Genomic DNA, 23,517 nt, shown 5'->3' on the forward strand with positions numbered 1-23,517 from the left:
TGGAGGTGAATTTGAGTGGCAAATATTAAGTCTGCTATTAAGAGAATACAAGTTGGTAAGAGAAATACTCTTAAAAATAAAATAAAAAGAACTGAAATAAAAACAGCAATTAAAAAATTTGAATCAACCCTTTCTTTAGGAAAAGCTGACGATGCAAAGGAATTGCTTAAAGATGTGGACAAGAAACTTAAAAAAGCTTCCGCTAAAAATATTATTCATAAAAACGCAGCTGCAAGAAAAGTTTCAAGACTTACAAAAAAATTAAACAAATTAGTAAAATAAAATTTTAAATTTTAAAATAGCTTGGACCTGTTCCAAGCTATTTTTTTAATTAATTTTAATTAATTTCAATTGTATTAAGACTGAAAGTATTAAAAGAATTTATTGAATGACTAAATCTCGTGTAATCTAAAAATCTTTTTTGACTTGACCAGTTATCCACGACTTCAAGAATTTTTATTTTCATTCCCCTATAATTTAAAATTATATACCCGCTTATAGTTATAGAATGGTTTTTATAAGCCCCAAAAACTATATTCATAATAAGAGGCCTTCGCTTATCCAACTCACTTTTTATAGGCCTATAAAAATTTCCTAAATAATGTCCCCTTACCTTTCCCTTAACCTTATATTCTTTAAAGACATCCTTCACAATGTTTGAAATCATAATTGGCATGGTACCAAAGGTTTCATTAAAAAAATATTTTTTCCCGCTCTTATAAATATCTTCATAAAGCACTTCTTTACTTTCTGGCAAAACTTGAAACTTATCTATGTTGTACATAAGAACCCTTAAAATCGAAGTTAAAGTACAATTGTTTCTTTGATTTTTAAAATCCGTCTGAGTGAAATTATCAAGTTTTAAACTTACGCTAGTTAAAACTTCCGCCCCTTTATAATTTTTTTCAATGTATTCTGGCAAATTTTTTATTACTTCATAATCATTTACCTTATTTTTTAAATCTCTTATAATTTTCATTTCATCACCTTTTTTAATTATAACAAATATTTTTTATAAATTTTCTTGACAAGTATATATAGTGAGTATACACTGTATATACACGATATATACGGAGGCCTTTATGTATATAATAATTTCAAACTCAAAAGACAAACCTATCTATGAGCAAATTAAAGATGAAATAAAAAATCAAATCATAGATGGAACTTTAAAAGCTCATGATCCTCTTCCTTCCATGAGATCTCTTGCAAAAGATTTAAGAGTTTCAGTTATAACCACAAAACGTGCTTATAATGATTTGGAAAATGAAGGATTTATTGTAAGCCTTGCAGGAAAGGGAACCTATGTTGCTGGAAAAAGTTCTGAGTTTGCAAGAGAAGAAAGATTAAAAGCAATTGAAGAAAATTTAGATTTGGCAGTTAAATCTGCAAAAGATTTAAATTTATCTTTAGAAGAACTTATTGAAAGTTTAAAAATTATCTATAACGGAGATTAAAATGAATGCAATAGAAGTAAAAAATTTAGAAAAATCCTATGGTGATTTTACTTTATCAGTGGAAAATTTTCTTTTGCCCAGGGGAACTATTATGGGCCTTATAGGAGAAAATGGAGCTGGTAAAACAACTTTTATAAAATGTATTTTAAAAATGTTAAATTATAAGGGTCAAATCACAGTTTTAGGAAAAAGTTTAGATAAAAATGTAAAAGAAAAGATGGCGGTTATCCTTGATGACTCCTATTTTCCCGATCAAATGACTCCCAATGAAATTGGAAAAGTTTTAAATAAAATCTATAAAAATTATGACCTTAATTATTACTATGAACTTTTAGAAAAATTTAAAATTCCAAAAAATAAAAAATTACGTGAATTTTCAAAGGGAATGTTTGTAAAAACAAAAATTGCATCAAGTCTTTCCTCAAGGCCTGAGCTTTTAATTTTAGATGAACCTACAACGGGACTTGATCCTGTTATTCGCTCTGAAATTTTGGATATTTTTTATAACTTTATTGAAGATGAAAGACATTCAATTTTAATTTCAAGCCACATAACAAGTGACCTTGAAAAAATTGCAGACTATATTACCCTTATTGATAATGGAAAAATAGTATTTAAATCCTCAATAATAGACTTAAAAGATAACTATGGTCTTGCCATAATAAAGCCTGATGAATTTGACAAAATAGACAAAAAATACCTGCTTAAATATATTAAAAATAAATATAACTACAAGGCCTTAATAAAAAATAAGGTGGAGTTTAAAAATTCCTACCCCAATACAGACGTTGAAAGTTTAAATATAGAAGAATTAATGGTCTTCTTTATAAAGGGTGAATAAAATGAAAGCCTATCTCTTAAAAGATTTTTATATTTTTAAAAATTCTTTAAAAGCCTCAATTATGGCAATCCTTATAGGTTGTTTAATAATTTATGTATCCTTAAACCAAATGCCAAATGTTTTTTCCTTGGGGCTTAACTTTTTATTTATCTTTATTGTAATGCAATGTTTAAATAACTGGGAAATTGATAGAAATTCAAACTTTAAAAATTTGGTTAAAACCTTTCCAGCCCAGTATAAAGCCTATGTAGATGGAAAATTTATTTTTACTTTTATTTTAATACTTATATCAGCCATAAGCATATTTGTTTTATTTTTAATATTTAAATTTGAAAACTTTGATTTGTTAATTGTAAATATTTGTTTAGAGATGGTTTTTTTAAGTTTAATAAATACTTTTCAAATCCTCGATCTAAATCAAAATGTGATTGTAATATTTCCCATGATTTATTTGGCTCTTATATTTTTCCCCTATATTTTGAAAAAATTATCAAATTTTTCCATATACTTAGATCCCTTTAAATTATGCTTAATATTTTTAATTTCATGTTTAATCAGTTTATTACTAATGTTTTTTGCAAGGAGAATAAAAAAATGACAGGATTATTTTTAAAAGATATATATTTAAGTAACAAAAAAATCAATTTATTTTTGCTATTTCCACTAATCTTTATTTTGTCTTTAGGCATAACCTATGTAAGCGGTGATTTTATACCTGCCTTTATTGCTTTTATTATCGTTTGTGCCTTTGTAGTAAATATGGCAAGTGAAGCTGAGGTAAAAGATAAGACCCTATCTTATGTAAAGACTTTACCTGTAAGCAGTATAAACATAGTCTTTTCAAAATTTTTAGTAAGTGCCTTTTTATTTATAATTTTAAGTTTATTAAATTTTTTAGCAGTATTAATCTGCAAAAAAATAGGAAGAATTGATGAAAATACAATTTCATTTTTACTTATAATTAACGGCTTTATTTTTTTAATACTTATGCTCTACTCCATTTTAAGAATTACCCTTGATTATAATAAAAGTAAATTTCTTTTGATTTTTTTATCTTTTTTCCCAAATTTATTTTTAAAAGCTACAGACAAATTATTTCCTCATGCCTTAAAAAATATTAAAATGTTTTTTATTAATAAATCTATGATTTTTAACATAAGTATCGGGATTTTTACAACATTTATAATACTTTCTCTTGCCATTTTATATGAAAGTAAAAAAGTAAGTCTTAACAAATTTTTACACTAATTAAAAAAATACTTGATTAAATTTATTTAAAAAGCTATAATATACAAGTGACGTCGGGGTGTAGCGCAGTTTGGTAGCGCACATGGTTTGGGACCATGGGGTCGAAGGTTCGAATCCTTTCACCCCGACCACTTTTATATGCTTTATTGCGGGGTGTAGCGCAGCTTGGTAGCGCGCATGGTTCGGGACCATGAGGCCGGAGGTTCAAATCCTCTCACTCCGACCACCAAACTTGCACAGTCAAGTTTTTTTTTGTATGTGAGGTGATTTTTTATTAAAGCTGTAATTTTTGATTTAGACGGCACTCTTGCAGATTCTATGAAAATGTGGAGAGCCTTGGGTTATGATTATTTAAAAAGTAATAATATAATTTTACAAGAAAAAGATGCTCAAGAAATGACTACTATGAGTTTAAAAATGAGCAGCACTTTTATTAAAGAAAGATTCAAATTAGAAAAAAGTTCTGAGACTATTTATGATGAGATGAAAGATATAGCAAGAAATTTTTATAAAAATGATTGCCTTTTAAAAATTGGTGCAAGAGAGATCCTTCAAGATTTTAAAAACATGAATTATAAAATGCTTTTAGGTACTGGAACTCCTCATGAATTTCTTGAACCCTTTTTAGAAAGAGAAGATTTATATAAATATTTTTCAGATATAATTACCTGTGATGGAATTGGAATTAAAAAAGACAATCCCAACTTTTTTCTTTTTTGTTCAGAAAAGCTTAATTCCAATCCAAAAGATGTTACTTTAATAGATGATGCCTTTTTTGCTCTTAAAGCTGCTAAGACTTTGGGCATGAAAACAATAGGTGTGTATGATGAAGTCAATAAAAATGTCCTTGATATTTTAAAAAGTGTAAGCGATCAATTTGTTTACAATTTAAGTGATATAAAACTATGAAACTTATTTTATTTTTTGCCATAAGAGGTGTCATTGCCTTTGTAATAGGCTTTTTACTTGCCAGTATCATGAGGACTTATTTCTTTAATGATTTGAAAAAAAAATCTTCAAAAAAAAGAGAAATTTTAATTTCCTGTCTCGTTGGATATATCCTTATGCTTTGTATTTTTATGTTTATGCCCAACTATTTAATAAGTAGGGGCGGAATAGATTTAAGTGCACAAAATTTTGATTTTGTTGGAAATTTTAAGGATAGGGCAGGCTCAGGTTATTGGGGAGTAAATATTTTTCCCTTTAGAACTATAAGATCCTATTTAAAATATTCAGGGTTTTTCCATTCTTTTTTAAACATTGTGGGAAATATTTTAATATTTGTTCCCTTTGGATTTTTTATTTCCACCCTATACAAAAGATTTCAAAACTTTTTAAAAGCCACTAGTGTTTTTGTTTTAATAAGTCTTTTTATAGAATTCATACAATTTTTTGTTGGACGCAGTGTTGACATAGATGATATGATATTAAACACCCTTGGAGGAATAATTGGGTATATAATATATAGATTAAATGAAAAAAATTTAAAAAAATTATCTCGTTAGGGGGCGAAATTGGCTTCGACAGGGATAGTGAACTTTTAGTAGCGAGCAGTTGTGAGGAACAACTTTAAAAGTCTCAAAACAAATAAACGACAATAATAATAGTTTAGCTTACGCAGCTTAATAGCGTCATCTGAACCTTGAGGCCCACGTCAAGGGGAAGGTGTCAAAACCTGTGGGAAACAAAGCTTGGCAAGACTTCATAGCCAAGGGGGTAATTATGAGGTTATAGTTTAAATTGTTTGTCTTTAGAAAATTTAAACAGAATATTAAATAAAGACTGCGCTCGGAGAAATTATTAGGAATCTATTTTTGGACGCGGGTTCAACTCCCGCCGCTTCCACCATACATAAAATGCTTATTTTTTGATTTTTAATAAAAAAAGGTTGGTTAGAATTTTATTTCTAATCAACCTTTTTTAATGCTCCTATTATTTTATTTTTGATTTTTTTGTTTTATTAAATATTCTGCAGCTATTCCCGGTCTTGTCATTGCAGAAGGATCCAAAATTTCATTTATTTCTTCTTCTGTTAAAAGTTTATCCCTAAGTATTAAAGTTCTTAAAGGCACTCCTGTCTTAAGTGATTCTTTAGCTATATCGGCACTTTTTTGATATCCAATGTGAGGAACAAAAGCAGTAACTGTTCCAACACTTGTTTCAATATCATGTTTAAGTTGAGCTTCATTTGGAAGTATTCCTACTATACAATTATCTACAAGAGTTGCAACTGCATGAGTCATATATTCTATAGATTCATAAAGAGAATAGAAAAGTACAGGTTCAAATGCATTAAGCTCAAGTTGTCCACCTTCTGCACACATGGAAATTGTTAAATCATTTCCTATAACTTTAAAGGCAACTTGATTTACTACTTCTGGAATTACAGGATTTACTTTTCCTGGCATAATTGATGATCCATTTTGCTTTGCAGGTAAAATTATATCTGCAATCATAGTCTTAGGACCTGAACCCATAAGTCTTAAGTCGTTACAAATTTTTGATAAATTTACAGCACAAGTTTTAAAGGCTGAAGATACTTCAACTAAACCATCAAGGTTGTTTGTGCCATCTATTAAATCTTCTGCTTGAACAAGATCATAACCTGTTAATTTTGAAATTTCAGGAACTATCATATCAAAATAATTCTTATCTACATTTATTCCTGTTCCTATGGCAGTTCCGCCCATATTTAAAACTTTTATGGCTTTTGATGCATTTCTTATTCTTCTGCAATCCCTACTTATTACAGATGCATAAGCCTTAAATTCTTGACCTAGGGTCATGGGAACAGCATCTTGTAATTGTGTTCTTCCCATTTTTAAAATGCTTTGAAATTCTTCAGCCTTATCTTCAAGGGCTTCAAAAAGTCTGTCAAGTTCTTTTAAACTTTCTTCGATTAAATCCAAAGCTCCAAGTTTTCCTGCAGAAGGATAAACATCATTTGTAGATTGACCCATATTTACATGGTCGTTAGGATGGACAAATTCATATGTACCTCTTTTTCCGCCCATATATTCATTTGCTATATTTGCAATAACTTCATTTGCATTCATATTTGCAGATGTTCCTGCTCCCCCTTGTATGGGATCTGTTAAAAATTCTTTTAAATATTTTCCTGAAAGTATTTCATCACAAGCAAACTTTATAGCATCAGCTTTTTCTTTTGGTAAGATGCCAACTTTTTCATTAGTTATGGCGCAAGCTTTTTTTATTATTGCCAAATTTTTTACCATCTTAGGATGAAGATGTCTTCCTGTAATTGAAAAGTTTTCAAAAGCTCTTAAGGATTGTACACCGTAATAAGCTTCTGAGGGTACTTGTTTTTCTCCAACTGAATCTCTTTCAATTCTATATTTCATAATATTCACCTCTTTTTTATTATACATCAATTTTTAAAATCTTTATTAAAAGCTTTAGAAATTATGATTGTTAAGAAATTATTAAAGTTTGTCTCTTTAAGTTTACTAATATTTTTTATGTATTAAAATGAAGGTGGAGGTAAAAATGAAAATTTTAATTACTACAGATTTATATTCTCCAACTATAAATGGAGTTGTAACTTCTGTTTTAAACCTTAAAGAAGAACTTGAAAAGATGGGAAATGAAGTGAGAGTTTTAACTCTTTCAAATAAACCCTATTCCTATTATAAAAATGGGGTTTATTATATAAAAAGTTTTCCCCTAAAAATATATCCTGGCGTAAGAGCAACTGTTTCTTTTAGAGATCCGGTTATAAAATCTGCAATAAATTTTAAGCCTGATCTTATTCATACTCAATGTGAATTTTCAACTCTTATAATTGCAAAAATAATTGCAAAAAAAATTACGCTGTCCTATTGTTCACACTTATCACACCATGTATGAATACTATGTAAAATATCTTACTAAATATGACAGACCTTTAAAAAAAGCTTTAAAATCAATTATGCACAGACTCTTAGAAAAATGCGATGTTTTAATTGCCCCTACTGATAAAGTTAAAAATTCTTTAAGATCTTACGGTCTTAAAAATAAAATAGCCGTCATCCCCACAGGTATAGATTTGTCTGTTCATAAAAAATCTTTTGATGAGGATGATATAAAAAAATCTTAAAAAAAGTTTGGGAATTGACCTTCATAAAAAAGTTTTATTATTTTTAGGTAGAATTGCCCAGGAAAAAAATCTTCTTGAAATTGTTTATAATTTTAAATATTTAATAAAAGAAGATGACTCCTATATCCTTTTAATTGCAGGAGATGGTCCCTACAAAAAAGAACTAGAAAATATAGTTTCCGAATTTAATTTAGAAAATAGAGTATTTTTTACAGGCATGATAAAACCAAGTGATACTTATAAATATTATAGGCTTTCGGATGTTTTTATTTCAGCATCAAATTCCGAAACTCAAGGTCTTACTTATATTGAAGCTATGGTTAATGGTCTTCCTGAAGTTGTTAAATATGATGATTGTCTTAAGGGACTTCTTGAAGAAGGAAAAAACGGATTTTATTTTTCCAATGCGGAAGAATTTAAAAAGGGCATAAAAAAAATTTTTGCAAATAGGGAAACTTATATGAATATGAAAAAAAATGCTTTAACAAGTGGCAATAAATATTCAAAGGAAGAGTTTGCAAAATCTGTTTTTGAAGTTTATAAGTCTGCTATAAAAAATTATAAATTTCCTAAAAAATATTCAACCACTATGCTTAGAAAAATAAAAATCGGCGGTAAAAGACAATTTAGAAAATTAAAAAAAATTCCCCTCCCCCTTTTAGAAAAGTTGAAGCTTGATTAGATTGACAAAGTTTTAAAAGTAATCTATAGTTAATAATTAACAGATATAAAAATTAATAGAAGTCCATGAAGATGTCCAGTAGAGAAATCGAATTACACCATCTGAGACTTCAAGAGCTGTACTTATACAGAATAAAGCCCAAGTGAATGGTGGTACCACGAATGCGTCCATTTCGCCAGGGCTTTTTTTATTATTTTGGAGGTAATATGAAAAACGTAATTGATATTTTGGAAGAAAGAGGTTTTATAGACCAAATAACTTATGAAGATGAACTTAGAGAACTTTTAGAAAAGGAAAAAATTCCTTTTTATATAGGTTTTGATGCAACTGCCGATTCTTTAACTTTAGGACACTTTTTACAAATAAGAGTTATGCAACATATGCAAAGGGCTGGCCATATTCCTATAGCTCTTTTAGGTGGAGGTACTACTTTTATAGGAGACCCCTCCGGCAAAAATGATATGAGAAAGTTAATGTCAAAGGATTTTATTGAACACAATGTATCTTGTTTTAAAAATCAAATTTCTAAATTTTTAAATTTTTCAGATGGCAAGGGTCATTTTGAAAACAACGGCGATTGGCTTTTAAATTTAAACTTTTTACAATTTATGAGAGAAATCGGAGTTCATTTTAGTGTAAACAGGATGCTTACCTTTGATTGCTATAAGAACAGAATGGAAAAGGGACTTACTTTTTTTGAGTTCGGCTATATGCTTATGCAATCCTATGACTATTTAGTTCTTTATAGAAAATACGGCTGCAAACTTGAGCTTGGAGGATCAGATCAATGGTCTAATATGCTTGGTGGTTATGAACTTGTAAGAAAAATTGAAAAAGATAATGTTTACTGCATGACTTTTAAACTTCTTACAACTGCTTCTGGACAAAAAATGGGAAAAAGTGAAAAAGGTGCTATTTGGCTTGATGAAAATAAAACTTCTGCCTACGAACTTTTCCAATATTTAAGAAATTGTGATGATAGAGATGTTATAAAATTTATGAAATTATTGACTATGCTTTCTATGGAAGAAATTGCAGAGTATGAAAAACTTGAAGGAGCTGACTTAAATAAGGCTAAAGAAGTCCTTGCTTATGAAATAGTTAAAGATATTCATGGAGAGAAAAAAGCAAAAGAAGCTCTTGATGCATCTCATGCTCTTTTTAAAGACGGTCTGGATTCCGATGATATCCCTTCAAGTGAAATGAATAAAAAAGATTTTGAAGAAGGCTACCCTTTAGTTGACCTTATGAAAAATTTAAACCTTGTTAAATCTAATAGTGAAGCCAGAAGATTAATTGAACAAGGTGGAGTTTCCATTGAGGGAGAAAAGGTTGAAGATAGGGATAAGGTTGTTACTTTAGAAGATTTTGTAGAAGATAAAATTTTAATTAAAAAGGGTAAAAAAGTTTACCATAAGGTAACTTTAAAATAGGTTTTAAAAATGATATTAAAAAATGTTCGCCTAATTGATCCGGCAAATAATTTAGATGAAATAAGGGATATTACAATTGAAAATGGCAAAATTAAAAGTCTTTCAAAAACAAATGAAGATGGAATTGATTTAAAGGGTTTAATTGCCTGCCCTGGTTTTGTAGATGTTCATGTGCATTTTAGGGACCCGGGCTTTACCTATAAGGAAGACTTGTTTACAGGAACACAAGCAGGTATAAGAGGAGGCTATACATCTCTTATTTGTATGGCAAATACAAATCCTAAAATGGATAGTCCAAATTTAATTAGAGATTTTTATAAAAAAGCTAAAGAACTTCCCATAGATGTTTTTACAGTTTCTGCCCTTACTAAAAATTTTGACGGAGAAAATCTTGTAGATATGGAAGGTAATTTAGCTGCTGGTGCTTTAGGTTTTACTGATGACGGAATCCCCAATACTAATTCCAATTTAGTTTTAATGGCACTGAAAAAAGCTAAAAATTTAAATGTTCCTGTAAGTTTTCACGAAGAAGATCCAAAATTAATAAAAGAAAATGGTATTAATCATGGAAAAATTTCTGAAAGTCTTGGCCTTTATGGTTCACCTGATATCTCTGAAAGTCTTCTAGTTCTTCGTGATGGTTTTCTATCCTTAAAAACGGGAGCAAAGGTTGAAATTCAACATATTTCTGCAGGGGATTCTGTAGAAATCGTAAGAGAATTTAAAAAACGTGGAGCAAATTTATATGCAGAAGTTACTCCCCACCACTTTTCTCTTACAGAAGATGCTCTTTTAAAATACAAAACTTTGGCAAAGATGAATCCTCCCCTTAGAAGTGAAAAAGATAGGCTTAAAATAATTGAGGGTATGAAAGATGGAACCATAGAAATAATTGCAACGGACCATGCTCCCCATTCAAAGGAAGAAAAAGAAAGGGAACTTACAAAAGCTCCCAGTGGTATTTTAGGACTGGAAACAGCTCTTTCTTTAGGCATAGAAAATCTTGTTGATAAGGGTCATTTAACTTTAAATAAATTAATAGAAATGATGACTATAAATCCTGCCCGCCTCTATAATTTAGATGCAGGTCATCTTTCTTTAGGAAGTCGTGGAAATATTACAATCTTTGATCCTAATGAAAAATGGGTCTACAAAAAATCTTATTCAAAATCTGAAAATTCACCTTTCCTAGGTCAAACCCTAAAGGGAAAAGTAAAAATGACAATTTTTGAAGGAAAAGTGATTTTTGATGATTCAAGAGAAAAATAAAATTGTTTTAGTTGAAGATGACAAGATTATTGCAAGAGAACTTAAAAATAAAATTGAGGATTACGGATATAGGGTAAAACTTATAGAAAATTTTGAAAATACCCTTGAGGAGATTAAAGATTTTTCTCCTCAACTTTTAATCCTGGATATAAATCTTCCCTACACTAATGGTTTTACCCTTTGTAAGGAAGTAAGGTCATTTTCAAAAATTCCCATACTTTTTATAAGCTCAAGAGAGGATACTTTTTCCTTTATAAATGCCATAAGTTACGGTGGAGATGATCTTTTAGTAAAACCTTTTGAAAGCCAAGTTTTAATTATGAAAATTCAAGCTCTTTTAAGAAGAAGCTATGACTACACAAAAGAGAAAAAAACTTTTAAAGATTATACTTTAAGTGAAAATATGACTTTAAAATATAAAGACTCGGAAATTGAACTTAGCAAAAATGAATATAAAATACTTTCAATTTTATTTTCCAACCCAAATAGGGTTGTTACTAGAAGAGAAATTATTGAAGACCTCTGGGATTCTCAAGAATTTATTGACGATAACACTTTAACTGTAAATATTAATAGGCTTAGAAAAAAATTAAAGGCTAATGGAATTAATGACTTTATTGAAACTAAAGTTGGTTTAGGTTATAAAATATGATTTTTTTTAAATTAAATAAATCCCACTTTTTATTTTTTATTTTAAATGCTTTTCTTCTCTACATTTTCTTCGTTGCTTTTAAATATAACTTGTGGGACCTATTTTACATCTTACTTGTTGAATTTATATTTTTACTTATTTTTTCTATTTTTAAGTATAAAAAATATAAAAATTATTTAGAGAAAATTAAAAAATATAATGATAGTCTTATAAGTTTTGAAGATTTTTACCAAAGTCCCAGTGATTTATACGTCTATGATTATTTAAAAAGGATTTATAGGCAAGTTGCAGAAACTAAAAGAGAAAATGAAGTTTTTAAGAAAAATTTTAAGGACTATATTAATTTGTGGACTCATGAAATTAAAACGCCCATCTTTGCCCTTAAACTTTTAAATGAAAATAATTTTGAAAGTAAAAAAGAAATTGATAAGTTGGAAAATTTAGTTGACCAGGTCTTAACTTATGCAAGACTTGAGAAAAGTGATTTTGATTATAAATTTAACTTTTTAAATCTTAAAGATCTTGTCCTCCAAGTAATAAAGGCTAAGAAAAATCTTTTTATAGAAAAAAATCTTTCTCTTGAAATTAATATTCCTGAATCCTTAGAAGTTTTAAGTGATTTTAGATTTTTAAAGTTTGTCCTTGAACAGATTATTTTAAATTCCATTAAATATACTAATCTTGGTGGAATAAAAATTAATTTCAAGGAAAATTTTATTGAAATAAAAGATACAGGAATTGGAATAAAAAAGCAGGATCTAGATAGAATTACAGATTTTGGTTACAGGGGAGAAAATAATCCCCTTGCCTCTTCTACGGGCCTTGGTTTATATTTAGTTAAAAATATTTTAGACAATTTAGGACATAAGTTTAAGATTCTTTCCAATGAAGATGGAACAAATTTTATAATTTATTTTGAAACTTACAAAAATGTAAGATAAATGTAAGTTTAAATTAGGGAGTTTTCTCCCTTTTTTTATTACAATAATCATAGGTGATAAAAATGCTTAAACTTATTAATGTTAAAAAAACTTATACTTCTCTTTTAAGCTCCAACAATGTTGAGGCTTTAAGGGGAATAAATTTTACTATGAACGATGGAGAATTTATTTCCATCATGGGAGAGTCTGGCAGTGGAAAATCAACTCTTTTAAATATTATTTCCACTATTGACGATCCAAGTGAGGGACAGGTAATTTTAAATGATTTAAATCTTGAAACTTTATCTAAAAGTCAAAAAGCTATTTTTAGAAGAGAAAATTTAGGTTTTGTTTTTCAAAACTTTAATCTCCTTGATACTATGACTGTTAGGGAAAATATTGCCCTGCCCCTTGTCTTATCTCAAGAAAAAAAGGCAGAAATTGACAGAAAAGTTTTAAATGCTGCAGGTTCTTTAAATATAATAGATCTCTTAGACAAGTATCCTTTTGAACTTTCTGGTGGACAAAATCAAAGAGTTGCTGCTGCAAGAGCTATTGTAAATGAACCGGATCTTCTTCTTTGTGATGAACCAACAGGTCAACTTGATTCAAAAAATTCTTTGGAATTTCTTGAACTTTTAAAAAAACTAAATAGATTTATTTCAATTATTATGGTTACCCACTCTGCCTTTGCAGCTTCAAAATCAAATCGTGTTTTATTTATTAAAGACGGAATAATTATCCATGATATTTATAGGGGCGATTTAAGTGAAGAGGAATTTTACAAGAGAATTGTAAGATCTCAATCCATGATATTAGGTGGACAAAATGATTTTTAAAACTTATTTCAATCTTTCAAAAAATATATTAAAGAGAAATAAAAATCTCTATATTCCCTATATTATTACAGGAATTTTTATTGTGGTGATTGCATTTTTTATGGATTATTTTGCAAGCTCATCTTTTATTACTAAGCTTAGGGGTGGAAGGACCATATCCTCTACTTTTGCTTTTGGTTTTTTTATTATTTGTATTTTTTCTTTAATTTTTTTATCTTACACAAATAATTTTATTATTAAAAATAGATTTAAAGAACTGGGAGTCTTTTCGATTTTAGGCTTTATGCCTAAGGATTTAATTTTTTTAGAGCTTATTCTAACCCTTATAAACTATTTTATAATTGTTTTTTTAGGGATAATTTTTGGGACTTTGCTTTCAAAATTATTTTTTATGTTTGTAAATACAAGCCTTGATATGGGAGGAACCTATTCTTTTGAACTTACTCCCCTTCTTTTAACGGCTTTTGCCTTTTCTTTAATATTTTTAATAATTTTACTTTTAAATTTATTTAAAATTATAAGATTTAACCCTAAAAAAATTATTGAGCAAAAATCCATAGGTGAACTTACTGCAAAAAATTCAAAATTTTTAACTTTCTTAGGAATATTTTTAATGCTTGGAGGATATATAATTGCAAATTTAAATTTAAATCCTCTGGATTCCTTACCTTATTTTTTTCTTGCAGTTATTATGGTAATTTTCGGAACCTTTCTTCTTTTTTCTCAGGGTCTTATATTTTTCTTTAAAAACTTAAAGAAAAGGGAAGATTTTTTCTATAAAAAGAAAAATTTTATCTATATTTCTCAAATGATTTACAGAATAAAATCAAATTCCAAGGGTCTTGCTTCCATTTGCATTTTACTTACCATGGCAATTATTACCATTGCTTTTTCTTTAGGCCTTTTGAATTTTAAAAATCAAGTTATGAATAGGATTGACAAGGATGTAACTTTTACCTTTGTTCCAAATAAAAATTTCAATAAAGAAAAAACTATAAAAGATCTTAAAAATTTCCTTAAAGAAAATAATATAGAAATTCTCCAGGAAAAAATTTCTATAAAAAAAGTTAATTATTCTAAAGATGGTAAAAAAGAAATTGATGGAATTTTTTATGAATTTAATTTAAAAAATAAGGAAGATTATAAAATTTTAAGAAATTTATCCAGTGACTTTTCAAAAAATATTTTAAAGGGTGTTGAATTATTTTCTTATTCTTCAAAATATGAAATGAACAGGGCGTTTTTCTACCAAAGCGGCGGCCTTTTATATATAGGTTTTTTATTATCCATAATTTTCTTTGCTGCAAGCATTATGGTTATGTATTACAAGCAAGTTTCTGAAGGTCTTGAGGATAAGAAAAATTATGACATTTTAAGAAAAGTGGGCATGACTAAGGAAGAAATTAAATCCGGTATCAATTCTCAGGTTAAAAGCATCTTTATGCTTCCTTTAATAGTTGCCATTTGCCATTCCTTTGGTTCTCTTAAAATTGTTAATGGAATTTTTAATACAATTTTTGATTATTCCCATTTAGAAAGCGGTATTTACCTAAAAAGTCTTTTAATAATTTTATTTTTATCCATCCTCGTTTATATTTTCTCTTATAGATTAACTTCAAATGTTTACTACAAAAATATTAGAGAAAAAATTTAATAATAATAAATTTTTATTTTTTACTTTAATATTTTAATTAAAAATCCTATACTTAAAACTCTCTTTTGCTTATAAAAAGAGAGTTTTTTTTAATTTTTTTTGCATTTCACAATAAATTCACCAATTGTAAAGAAAATTTACATTGAAACTAAATTTATATTACATTTATTTGACAATTGTTTTTTATAATCTACTTACATCAAATAAGAAAGGTGATAAAAAAATGAAATTAAAAAAATTAGCTGCAATTACTTTGTCTTTGTTAATGATAGGCTCAATTGCCACAGGTTGTGGTAAAAAAGAAAATAAACCTGCAAATACAAATTCAAAGCCAGCCAACACAGAACAAAAAAATGACAAAAAAGATAGCGAAAAGAAAACCTCTGATATCTCAGGTTCTTTAACTGCTTCAGGTTCATCAGCTCTTCTTCCTTTATGCCAAGATGCTGCTGACAAATTTAAAGAATCTTATCCTAACATTTCAGTTACTTTAAATGCCGGCGGTTCAGGTACAGGACTTAAACAAGTTGCTGATGGATCTGTAGACATTGGAAACTCAGATGTTTTTGCTGAAGAAAAACTTGATGCTGCAGTTGCTAAAGATCTTGTTGACCACAAGGTATGTACTATTACTATGGCTCCTATTGTTAACAACGACATAGCAAGTCAAGTAAAAGACTTAACTAAACAACAACTTATTGACGTCTTCACAGGAAAGATTGCAAATTGGAAAGAACTTGGAGGACCTGATGAAAAGATTCTTCTTGTAACAAGACCTGACTCTTCAGGTACAAGAGCTTTATTTACAAAATACGCTTTAGATGGAAATCAAGAAAGCTCAACAGCTTCTTATCTTGAAACTGATAACTCTGGAGAACTTCTTGAAACTGTAAAGACAAACAAGGGTGCTATAGGATATGTTGCTCTTTCATATCTTGTAAATAACAAAGATGTTGCTCCAATTTCTATTGACGGTGTTGCACCAACTCTTGAAAACACTTACTCAGGTGAATATCCAGTTTGGGGATATGAACACATGTATACAAAAGGTGAACCAAGTGAAGCTGCTAAAGCTTTCATAGACTTCATGATGAGTGATGATTATGCTCAAAACATGGAAGCTCAAGGCTACGGCGTTGCTTCAAAAATGAAAGTTGATCGTTAATTATTTTAACAAATAAAGGGCAGTTTAGGCTGCCCTTATTTTTTAGGAGATTTTATGAATAAAAAAGAAAACACAAAAACTTTGGATATTAACAAATATGAAGAAAATTTCAAAGCTAAAAAAGAATCTCTGTACTATGATAGGAAAATGAAAAATAAAAAGGAAATATCTTGGCAATTTATAATATTTCTCTCAGGAATATTTGTAATAAGTCTTACAATAGCCATAGGTGCTTTTTTAATTTATAAGGGCTCTTATACTTTTTTAGGCCTAGGCCACAGCCTTTCTGAATTTTTATTTTCTTCTGAATTTAAACCTGCTGATTCTGCTAACGCACCTAAGGGTTTAATAGGTTCTTGGGCTTTTATTTCAGGCTCTCTTTTAACTTGCGGTCTTGCCCTTTTGATTTCAACTCCCTTTAGTCTTGCTGCTGCAATTTTTATGACTGAAATAGCTCCTAAGTTTGGAAAAAAAGTATTTCAACCAGCAGTTGAAATTTTTGTAGGTATACCTTCTATTGTTTACGGCTGGACAGGTCTTACAATTCTTGTTCCCTTTATAAGAGATACTTTTAATCTTGGCTACGGAAACACTATTTTTACTGCCGCTCTTGTACTTTCAATAATGATTTTTCCATCTATTACAAGCGTCGCTTCCGATGCAATAAAAAGTGTTCCTAAATTTTATAGAGAGGGCTCTTTTGCTCTTGGAGCTACAAGATGGCAAACAATTTATAAGGTTGTAGTTCCTGCTGCTATGAGCGGAATTATAACTGGAGTTATTTTAGGCCTTGCAAGAGCTTTTGGAGAAGCCTTGGCAGTTGCAATGGTAATAGGAAAAACAAGAACAGTGCCTAAATCTCTTTTTGATTCAGGTTCAACTCTTACTTCCATTATTGCATCAAACATGGGAAATACTTTTGATGGGACTGAATATAACTCAGTTCTTTGGTCTATGGCCCTACTCCTATTTTTAATATCACTCTTATTTATATTTTTAATTCACTTAGTTGGTAAGAAAGGAAATCAATATGAATAGATACAAAAGATCAAAAGCTGTAGACAATTTTATGACAGGAGTATTTTATTTAGTTGCAGGATTTTTTCTCCTTTTACTTTTAGTATTTGCTCTTTATGTAATTATAAAAGGCTTTTCAGGTGCAAGTAAAGAAATGTTTACCTTTTCAAGAAAGGGAATAATGAATCAATTTTTTAATACTATTTATTTAGTATTCCTAGCTCTTTTATTTTCCTGTCCTATTGGAATAGGTGCTGGCATATATTTAAGTCAATATGCAAAGCCTGGCAAATTAACTTCCGCAATACAAATGAGTATAGAAACTCTTTCTTCTCTACCTTCAATTATTGTAGGTCTTTTCGGATATTTGGTATTTATACTAATGACTGGTATGAAATGGAATCTTTTTGCAGGAGCTCTTGCTTGTAGTATTTTATGTCTTCCTCTTATAACTTCAACTGTCTTTGACGCACTAAAAGCCCTGCCTGAGCATTATGCTTTAGGTTCTTATGGCCTTGGTGCAACAAAAAGACAAACCATAGTAAGAGTATTAATTCCCGCTTGTACTTCAAGAATTATGACAGGAGTAATCCTTGCTGCAGGAAGATGTTTCGGTGAAGCTGCAGCTTTATTGTATACGGCAGGAATGAGTACTGATATAAATTGGTACAATTGGAATATAACTTCTCCAACTTGTCCACTAAATCCTTTTAGACCAGGAGAAACTCTTTCTCTTCACATTTGGGCTTCTTTCTCGGAGTCAACTGCTTTAAATGCTAAAGATATTGCAAACTTATCATCAGCTATTCTTATGCTTTTGGTCCTAACTTTTAACTTAGGAGTTAGGGTAATGGCAAGCAACATAGATAAAAAAGCCTTAGGAAAAACAAAGTAATTGCAAATTTTATAAAGAAGTCGCTTATGCTGACTTCTTTTTTTGTTATAATTTATTGGGAGGTAATATTATGTATATAAGAAAAGCTTTAGGAAAAGATTTAGAGAGAATTGAAGAAATTTATGATGCTATTTTAAAAGATACGGAAGACGGTCTTATACATACAAATTGGCAAAGAGGTGTTTATCCCACAAGAAAAACAGCAGAAGAAGGAATTGAAAAAAAAGAACTCTTTGTTTTAATTGACAGAGAAAAAATCCTTGGAGCTGCAAAAATAAATCAAGAACAAGTGCCGGAATATAAAAATGCCTCTTGGGAATATGACGTTGCTGATAATTTAATTATGGTCATTCACACTCTTACAATAGACCCTAAATTTAAAAATAGGGGTTGTGGAAAGTATTTAATGAATTTTTATGAAGACTATGCTTTAATTCACGGTGCCCCCTATCTTAGAATGGACACTGTTGAAACAAATATTGATGCTTTAAGTTTTTATAAAAAATTGGGCTTTAAAAATGTGGGAACAGTATCTTGTACCTTTAACGGAATTCCCAACACAAACCTTGTCTGCCTTGAAAAATCTTTAGTAAAAACAAACAAGGAAGCTGAATAAGCTTCCTTTTATATTTTATTCTTACTTTTTAAAAATTTTTCATTGGCTATCAAAATTTTTTCATAAAATTCATTATATGATTTACTCAATTTTCTCATTGCTGGAATAAAAATTTCATAATAACCTGATTTTTTATTAAATTCTTTAAAAGTATCCATAAGTTTTTTTTCCTTTGAATTTTTATACTCTAAAGAATTTTTATAATCCTCGTAAATTTTTAAAACTTCTTTATTTTCATTAAGAAATTCTTCCGAATTTTCTATTGCCGACTTATAATTTTCCAAACTTTTTTTAATTTGATCCTTTGAAATGTCCTTTGAAATAAAATTCATATACTCTTTAAGGTCTTCAGGGATTTTTATTTCTTCCATGGAATCTAAAAAATCTATAAGAGTATAAAAGGCTTCTTTTTCTTCTTCACTTTCTATTTTTTCATTTAAAAATTGGCCAAAATATAATTTTAAATAATCTCCATAGTAGCCTGGAAAAAGTTTCGTCAACTTATCTATTATTTTTTCTCTTGCGGAAATTCCTTCAATTTCTTTTTTAAAATCTAAGATTGAATCCTGACTTTCTAATTTTGAAATAATTTCCTTTTTTCTCAAATCATTTTTTATTTCAAGTTCTCTTTCAACGGCAATTTTTCGTAAAATATTTTTGTCCCCTTGTAAAATTTTTTGAATTTCAGTTACAGAAAAATCTAAATCCCTAAAATATTTTATCTTTACTAACTTTTCCTGGTCTTCTTTTGAAAAATTCCTATATCCGTTGTCTAAAATTTCAGGTTTTATTAAATTTTTTTCAATGTAATATTCAATGGCCTTTCTTGTTAATTCTGTCTTCTTTGCAATTTCATTTATTAACATCTTATCCCTCCTTATTTTTATATTAATCTCACACCTTAGGTAGAGGTCAAGAGTTTTTTAATTAAAAAACAGTTGGTTTTTCCCAACTGTTCTAATTTTTTATTTCTATTAAAATTTGTTCTTGCTATTTGTAATTATTAAAAAGATAAGACTTATTCCTAAAAAGATTAAAAATTTAAGCCAAAAAATCTTGGGATCAAGACTCCATTCTGGGTGATTTTTAAATTGTATTAAATCTTTAGTAAGAAAAATTAAGCCTAATATTAAAAAAGTTATTGAAAATTTATACTTCAAAAAAAATTTTTTCATACTTTTCCCCCATTTTTTATTTCTAAAAGGCTATTACAATTCCTCCATCATCTGCATAGGTTGTTGAAAGACCCTTTGCTTCTAAAATTATTATGTCTTTAAAATTATAAAGTTCTTTTACCTTTTCTTTAAAGAGCTCTGCTTTTTTCACGTCATTTGATTCCGTTATAAATAAAATTTTATCTTGAAAGTCATGAGAGATATTTCCAAAGCTCTTAGCAAGATTTATAAGACTTTTTTTAAAGCCCCTATTTATTTGAAAAACTTCTATTTCTCCTTTTACTCCCTGCATTATTGGTCTTATATTTAAAGCTCCTGCAAGAATTCCTGTAACTTTTTTCATTCTTCCGTTTTTTACAAGATTATCAAATCTTTCTAAAATAAAAAATGTTTTTAATTCTTTTACTCTTTCTTCTAATTTTTCAACTAAAGTTTCAAAATCAAATTTGTCCTTCCATTGAAGAAAAGAATATAAAAGGCTCACTTCTCCTGCTGCCGCTGAAAGAGAGTCCAGTATGTGAATTTTTTTATTTGGATTTTCTTTTTGTGCCTCTTCCATACCAACTTTTGCTGCATTGTAAGTTCCGGAAAGTTGTTTTGATATGGTTATAATTATTAATTCGTCTTCTTCCATTTCCAATATTTTTTCTTTAAATTCAAAGGGGGATGGGCAAGATGTTCTTATGGGATTTTTACTTGCTTTCATTTTTTCCAAGAAATTATTTTTATCCAACTTGTCATTGTCTACATACTCAACCCCGTCAATATAGATTTTAAAGGGCACTATTCCTATTTTGTTTTTTTCTGCAAATTCTTTACTTATATCACAGCATGAGTCTACAATAATTCCTGTCATGAGTCCTCCTATCTATCTAACCAAGTCTTTTTTCTATAAAACTTGCAAGCTCTTGGGCTTCTTTTTTTATTTCCTCTTCGTCTTCTCCTTCTATCATAACACGAACAAGACTTTCTGTTCCTGAGGTCCTTATTACTATTCTACCCTTGCCTTCAAATTTACTTTCCATATTTTTGATTTTTTCTTTTATTTTTTCGTCTTCAAGATATTTAAATTTTAAATCTGGTCTTACTTTTGCATTCACAAGAACTTGAGGATAAGAAATCATAAGCTCGTTAAGTTCTGAAAGTTTCATCTTTGTGTTTTGCATAACTTCCAAAATGTGAATGCCTGTTGCAAGTCCATCTCCTGTTGTATTGTAATCAAGAAAAATTATGTGGCCTGATTGTTCTCCGCCTAAGGAATAATCTCCCCCAATCATTTGTTCTAAAACATATCTGTCCCCAACTTTTGCATGAATTAAACCTATTCCTTCTTCTTGCAAATATCTTTCAAGACCTATGTTGGACATAATTGTTCCTACAACTTTATTGTTTTTAAGTTTGTTTTGTCTTTTTAAATACATGGCACAAATGGCAAGTATATGATCACCATCAACTATTTGGCCCTTTTCATCTACTGCAATTATCCTGTCTGCATCTCCGTCAAAGGAAAAACCGCAATCAGCCTTTTCTTTTATTACCAGTTCTCTTATTAAATCTGGATTTGTGCTGCCACAATTTTTATTTATATTTGTTCCATCAGGTTTGTCATTAATTACAACAAGATTCGCTCCCAAATCTTCTAAAACTTCTTTTGCAATTTTATATAGGGCTCCATTTCCTGTATCTATGGCGATTTTTTTGCCTTTTAAATTTAAATTTGAAAGTCCCTTTAAATAATTTGCATATTTTTCTCTTCCGTCATCTATATTTCTAAGGTTTCCCACTTCTTCAAAAGTTGCATTTTTATAAATTTTAACATCTGAGTAAATAAGTTCTTCTATTTGATCTTCAACTTTATCTGGAAGTTTAAAACCTTGATCAGAGAAAAATTTTATACCGTTATACTCAAAAGGATTGTGACTTGCACTTATTACAACTCCAAAAAGATAAGACTCTTTTCTTGTTAAATATGCAATTCCCGGTGTAGGTATAACTCCGGCTAAATCTACATCAAGACCTATACTCATTACTCCTGCAGCAAGGGCACTTTCTAAAAGATGCCCTGAAAGTCTTGTGTCCCTTCCTATTATTACACGTCCTTTACTTGCTTTTGAAAGTACATATCCTGCAGCCCTTCCTAAATTAAAAGCGAGTTCCGGCGTAAGTTCTTGGTTTGCTACTCCTCTTACTCCGTCCGTTCCGAAAAGTCTTCCCATTTTTTATTCCTTTCTACAATTTCAATCAAATTTTCTTTTGTATTTATCTTTGGATCATCGAGAACTTTTTCTTCAAGAGCTTTTAAAATTTCTCCAATTATGGGACCTTCTTTAAAACCTAATTTTTTTAAATCAAATCCATCAATTTTTAAAAATTTTTCCTTTGCCGTATCTTGGTTTAAAAGTCCCCTTACCCTTTCTTTTCTATCTATTAAAAAATCTGCCCTTCTATCTTTTCTTGTGGAAATTCTATCTGCTATCATTAAATCGTAAAGTTTTAAAGAATTTTCAGTGCCCAGATTTCTTATTTGCCTTCTTAATGCCCTATCAGTCATAACTTCATGAGCCGTCATGTGATATTGAATTAAAAGGCTCACATTTTTTATAAAATCCTTTGAAAAATTAAGTCTTCTTAAAATCTTTTCAGCACTTTTTGCCGAAAGGTCTTCATGGCCATAAAAATGCCCCTGGCCACCTTCATCAATAGAAAAAACTTGTGGCTTTTCTATGTCGTGTAAAAGAGCTGCCATTCGTATTTCTAAATCTTTGGGACAATTATTTACAACTTCTAAAAGATGATCAAAAAGAGTTTTTGAATGATATCTTGTCCTTTGATCATAATCAATTGTCTTCATAATCTCCGGCAAAAAAATCTCATAAATATTTAATTCTTTTAAAAGATTTAAACCCACCTTAGGATAGTCGCTCATTAAAATTTTAGAAAATTCATCTCTTATTCTTTCAGAAGAAATATTTTTTAAAAGATTTGCATTTTCTTTAATAGCCTCTTTTAAATCTTGGCTTAAAGAAAAATTTAAGGTGGAGGCAAATCTTATGGCTCTTAAAATTCTTAAAGCGTCTTCACAAATCCTATCTTTAGGATCAAGGACCGTTCTTATAACTTTATTTTTAATGTCATCAAGACCACCATACAAATCAATAATTTCATCATAAAAAGCCATGGCATTCATGGTGAAGTCTCTTCTTTTTAAATCTTCTTCCAAATTTTTTGTGAAAAATACCTTGGAAGGCTTTCTATTTTTTATATATTTGCCCTCAAGTCTAAATGGGGTTACATCAAGAGTAAAATTTCCATTTACAACAAGAATTGTCCCAAGACTTACTCCAATATCTTTTAATTTAAAATCTTTAAGACATTCTTTTATTTCATCTGGATCTGCTGAAGTTGCAAGATCATAGTCTTTTGGTATTTTTCCCATAAGCATATCCCTAAGGCAACCGCCTACAAGATAGGCCTTATGTTTTTTATTTAAAATTTCAAGAATTTCTTTAACTTCTTCAGGCAATTTATTCATATAAAAATTATAACATAGTAAAAAGT

At 29.2% G+C, this 23,517-nt stretch carries 27 protein-coding genes, 2 tRNA genes and 1 other RNA gene; 23 read left to right on the plus strand and 7 right to left on the minus strand.

Annotation, left to right across the window (positions count from 1 at the left end):
* The first annotated feature begins 15 nt into the window (after positions 1 to 15).
* A complete protein-coding gene (gene rpsT / locus HMPREF1253_RS03380) occupies positions 16 to 282 on the plus strand; it encodes a 30S ribosomal protein S20 (RefSeq protein WP_023055348.1) in 267 nt (88 codons plus the stop codon).
* A gap of 55 nt (positions 283 to 337) precedes the next feature.
* On the opposite strand, the gene HMPREF1253_RS03385 is transcribed toward rpsT, so the two are convergent.
* A complete protein-coding gene (locus HMPREF1253_RS03385; protein WP_023055343.1) occupies positions 338 to 979 on the minus strand; it encodes a hypothetical protein in 642 nt (213 codons plus the stop codon).
* Between the two features lie 103 nt (positions 980 to 1,082).
* On the opposite strand from HMPREF1253_RS03385, the gene HMPREF1253_RS03390 reads away from it, so the two are divergent.
* The 9 genes from HMPREF1253_RS03390 to ssrA all read left to right on the plus strand — a co-directional run bounded on the left by HMPREF1253_RS03390 (position 1,083) and on the right by ssrA (position 5,394).
* Positions 1,083 to 1,457 carry a GntR family transcriptional regulator gene (locus tag HMPREF1253_RS03390; RefSeq protein ID WP_023055365.1) on the plus strand — a complete coding sequence of 125 codons (375 nt, stop codon included), beginning with the start codon at positions 1,083 to 1,085 and terminating at the stop codon, positions 1,455 to 1,457.
* Position 1,458: 1 nt separating this feature from the next.
* Entirely contained in the window at positions 1,459 to 2,298 is an 840-nt protein-coding gene (locus HMPREF1253_RS03395) for an ABC transporter ATP-binding protein (RefSeq protein ID WP_023055424.1), read from the plus strand.
* Position 2,299: 1 nt separating this feature from the next.
* Positions 2,300 to 2,896 (plus strand): ABC-2 transporter permease, encoded by a 597-nt coding sequence (locus tag HMPREF1253_RS03400; RefSeq protein ID WP_023055371.1) that lies wholly within the window; start codon positions 2,300 to 2,302, stop codon positions 2,894 to 2,896.
* Complete coding sequence (locus tag HMPREF1253_RS03405) at positions 2,893 to 3,546, plus strand: ABC-2 transporter permease (RefSeq protein ID WP_023055442.1); 654 nt, start codon at positions 2,893 to 2,895, stop codon at positions 3,544 to 3,546. The genes HMPREF1253_RS03400 and HMPREF1253_RS03405 overlap by 4 nt, the downstream gene beginning before the upstream one ends.
* Before the next feature lie 54 nt (positions 3,547 to 3,600).
* A tRNA-Pro gene (locus HMPREF1253_RS03410) sits at positions 3,601 to 3,677 on the plus strand.
* Between the two features lie 18 nt (positions 3,678 to 3,695).
* Positions 3,696 to 3,772, plus strand: a tRNA-Pro gene (locus HMPREF1253_RS03415).
* A 59-nt stretch (positions 3,773 to 3,831) separates the two neighbouring features.
* On the plus strand, positions 3,832 to 4,455 hold the full coding sequence (locus tag HMPREF1253_RS03420) for an HAD family phosphatase (protein ID WP_255349230.1): 624 nt from the start codon (positions 3,832 to 3,834) through the stop codon (positions 4,453 to 4,455).
* A complete protein-coding gene (locus HMPREF1253_RS03425; RefSeq protein ID WP_036739341.1) occupies positions 4,452 to 5,051 on the plus strand; it encodes a VanZ family protein in 600 nt (199 codons plus the stop codon). Before HMPREF1253_RS03420 ends, HMPREF1253_RS03425 begins: the two co-directional genes overlap by 4 nt.
* Positions 5,051 to 5,394: a transfer-messenger RNA gene (gene ssrA, locus HMPREF1253_RS09885) on the plus strand. Before HMPREF1253_RS03425 ends, ssrA begins: the two co-directional genes overlap by 1 nt.
* 89 nt (positions 5,395 to 5,483) lie before the next feature.
* Here ssrA and HMPREF1253_RS03430 read toward each other — a convergent pair.
* On the minus strand, positions 5,484 to 6,908 hold the full coding sequence (locus HMPREF1253_RS03430; protein WP_023055338.1) for an aspartate ammonia-lyase: 1,425 nt from the start codon (positions 6,906 to 6,908) through the stop codon (positions 5,484 to 5,486).
* A gap of 145 nt (positions 6,909 to 7,053) precedes the next feature.
* On the opposite strand from HMPREF1253_RS03430, the gene HMPREF1253_RS10600 reads away from it, so the two are divergent.
* The 13 genes from HMPREF1253_RS10600 to HMPREF1253_RS03485 all read left to right on the plus strand — a co-directional run bounded on the left by HMPREF1253_RS10600 (position 7,054) and on the right by HMPREF1253_RS03485 (position 18,784).
* Entirely contained in the window at positions 7,054 to 7,413 is a 360-nt protein-coding gene (locus tag HMPREF1253_RS10600; RefSeq protein ID WP_023055372.1) for a glycosyltransferase, read from the plus strand.
* Positions 7,406 to 7,642: a glycosyltransferase gene (locus tag HMPREF1253_RS10605; RefSeq protein ID WP_023055430.1), complete on the plus strand. Its 237-nt coding sequence runs from the start codon at positions 7,406 to 7,408 to the stop codon at positions 7,640 to 7,642. Before HMPREF1253_RS10600 ends, HMPREF1253_RS10605 begins: the two co-directional genes overlap by 8 nt.
* Before the next feature lie 7 nt (positions 7,643 to 7,649).
* On the plus strand, positions 7,650 to 8,324 hold the full coding sequence (locus HMPREF1253_RS09635) for a glycosyltransferase (RefSeq protein ID WP_023055328.1): 675 nt from the start codon (positions 7,650 to 7,652) through the stop codon (positions 8,322 to 8,324).
* Positions 8,325 to 8,530: 206 nt separating this feature from the next.
* A complete protein-coding gene (gene tyrS, locus HMPREF1253_RS03440) occupies positions 8,531 to 9,757 on the plus strand; it encodes a tyrosine--tRNA ligase (protein WP_023055398.1) in 1,227 nt (408 codons plus the stop codon).
* Positions 9,758 to 9,766: 9 nt separating this feature from the next.
* Positions 9,767 to 11,026 (plus strand): dihydroorotase, encoded by a 1,260-nt coding sequence (locus HMPREF1253_RS03445; RefSeq protein WP_023055345.1) that lies wholly within the window; start codon positions 9,767 to 9,769, stop codon positions 11,024 to 11,026.
* Entirely contained in the window at positions 11,007 to 11,678 is a 672-nt protein-coding gene (locus HMPREF1253_RS03450; RefSeq protein WP_023055317.1) for a response regulator transcription factor, read from the plus strand. Before HMPREF1253_RS03445 ends, HMPREF1253_RS03450 begins: the two co-directional genes overlap by 20 nt.
* Positions 11,675 to 12,619: a HAMP domain-containing sensor histidine kinase gene (locus HMPREF1253_RS09640; RefSeq protein WP_023055408.1), complete on the plus strand. Its 945-nt coding sequence runs from the start codon at positions 11,675 to 11,677 to the stop codon at positions 12,617 to 12,619. Before HMPREF1253_RS03450 ends, HMPREF1253_RS09640 begins: the two co-directional genes overlap by 4 nt.
* A gap of 56 nt (positions 12,620 to 12,675) precedes the next feature.
* A complete protein-coding gene (locus HMPREF1253_RS03460) occupies positions 12,676 to 13,437 on the plus strand; it encodes an ABC transporter ATP-binding protein (protein ID WP_202899124.1) in 762 nt (253 codons plus the stop codon).
* A complete protein-coding gene (locus HMPREF1253_RS03465; RefSeq protein ID WP_023055351.1) occupies positions 13,427 to 15,091 on the plus strand; it encodes an FtsX-like permease family protein in 1,665 nt (554 codons plus the stop codon). The genes HMPREF1253_RS03460 and HMPREF1253_RS03465 overlap by 11 nt, the downstream gene beginning before the upstream one ends.
* Before the next feature lie 223 nt (positions 15,092 to 15,314).
* Complete coding sequence (locus tag HMPREF1253_RS03470) at positions 15,315 to 16,256, plus strand: phosphate ABC transporter substrate-binding protein (protein WP_023055406.1); 942 nt, start codon at positions 15,315 to 15,317, stop codon at positions 16,254 to 16,256.
* A 54-nt stretch (positions 16,257 to 16,310) separates the two neighbouring features.
* Complete coding sequence (gene pstC / locus HMPREF1253_RS03475; RefSeq protein WP_023055357.1) at positions 16,311 to 17,294, plus strand: phosphate ABC transporter permease subunit PstC; 984 nt, start codon at positions 16,311 to 16,313, stop codon at positions 17,292 to 17,294.
* Positions 17,287 to 18,168 (plus strand): phosphate ABC transporter permease PstA, encoded by an 882-nt coding sequence (gene pstA, locus HMPREF1253_RS03480; RefSeq protein WP_023055421.1) that lies wholly within the window; start codon positions 17,287 to 17,289, stop codon positions 18,166 to 18,168. The genes pstC and pstA overlap by 8 nt, the downstream gene beginning before the upstream one ends.
* Positions 18,169 to 18,238: 70 nt before the next feature.
* Positions 18,239 to 18,784 carry a GNAT family N-acetyltransferase gene (locus HMPREF1253_RS03485; protein ID WP_023055419.1) on the plus strand — a complete coding sequence of 182 codons (546 nt, stop codon included), beginning with the start codon at positions 18,239 to 18,241 and terminating at the stop codon, positions 18,782 to 18,784.
* A gap of 8 nt (positions 18,785 to 18,792) precedes the next feature.
* Here HMPREF1253_RS03485 and HMPREF1253_RS03490 read toward each other — a convergent pair whose 3' ends face one another.
* From HMPREF1253_RS03490 to HMPREF1253_RS03510, 5 genes are all read right to left on the minus strand, one after another.
* Complete coding sequence (locus tag HMPREF1253_RS03490) at positions 18,793 to 19,650, minus strand: MerR family transcriptional regulator (RefSeq protein ID WP_023055355.1); 858 nt, start codon at positions 19,648 to 19,650, stop codon at positions 18,793 to 18,795.
* A gap of 108 nt (positions 19,651 to 19,758) precedes the next feature.
* Positions 19,759 to 19,959, minus strand: a complete 201-nt coding sequence (locus tag HMPREF1253_RS03495) for a hypothetical protein (protein ID WP_023055361.1) — start codon at positions 19,957 to 19,959, stop codon at positions 19,759 to 19,761.
* A gap of 22 nt (positions 19,960 to 19,981) precedes the next feature.
* Positions 19,982 to 20,815: a DegV family protein gene (locus tag HMPREF1253_RS03500; protein ID WP_023055427.1), complete on the minus strand. Its 834-nt coding sequence runs from the start codon at positions 20,813 to 20,815 to the stop codon at positions 19,982 to 19,984.
* A gap of 16 nt (positions 20,816 to 20,831) precedes the next feature.
* On the minus strand, positions 20,832 to 22,175 hold the full coding sequence (gene glmM, locus HMPREF1253_RS03505) for a phosphoglucosamine mutase (RefSeq protein ID WP_023055323.1): 1,344 nt from the start codon (positions 22,173 to 22,175) through the stop codon (positions 20,832 to 20,834).
* Positions 22,145 to 23,491 (minus strand): CCA tRNA nucleotidyltransferase, encoded by a 1,347-nt coding sequence (locus tag HMPREF1253_RS03510; protein ID WP_023055394.1) that lies wholly within the window; start codon positions 23,489 to 23,491, stop codon positions 22,145 to 22,147. Before HMPREF1253_RS03510 ends, glmM begins: the two co-directional genes overlap by 31 nt.
* Positions 23,492 to 23,517 lie beyond the last annotated feature (26 nt).

This window comes from Peptoniphilus sp. BV3C26, from assembly GCF_000478985.1.
In the GTDB taxonomy this organism is placed as follows: Bacteria; Bacillota; Clostridia; order Tissierellales; family Peptoniphilaceae; genus Peptoniphilus_B; species Peptoniphilus_B koenoeneniae.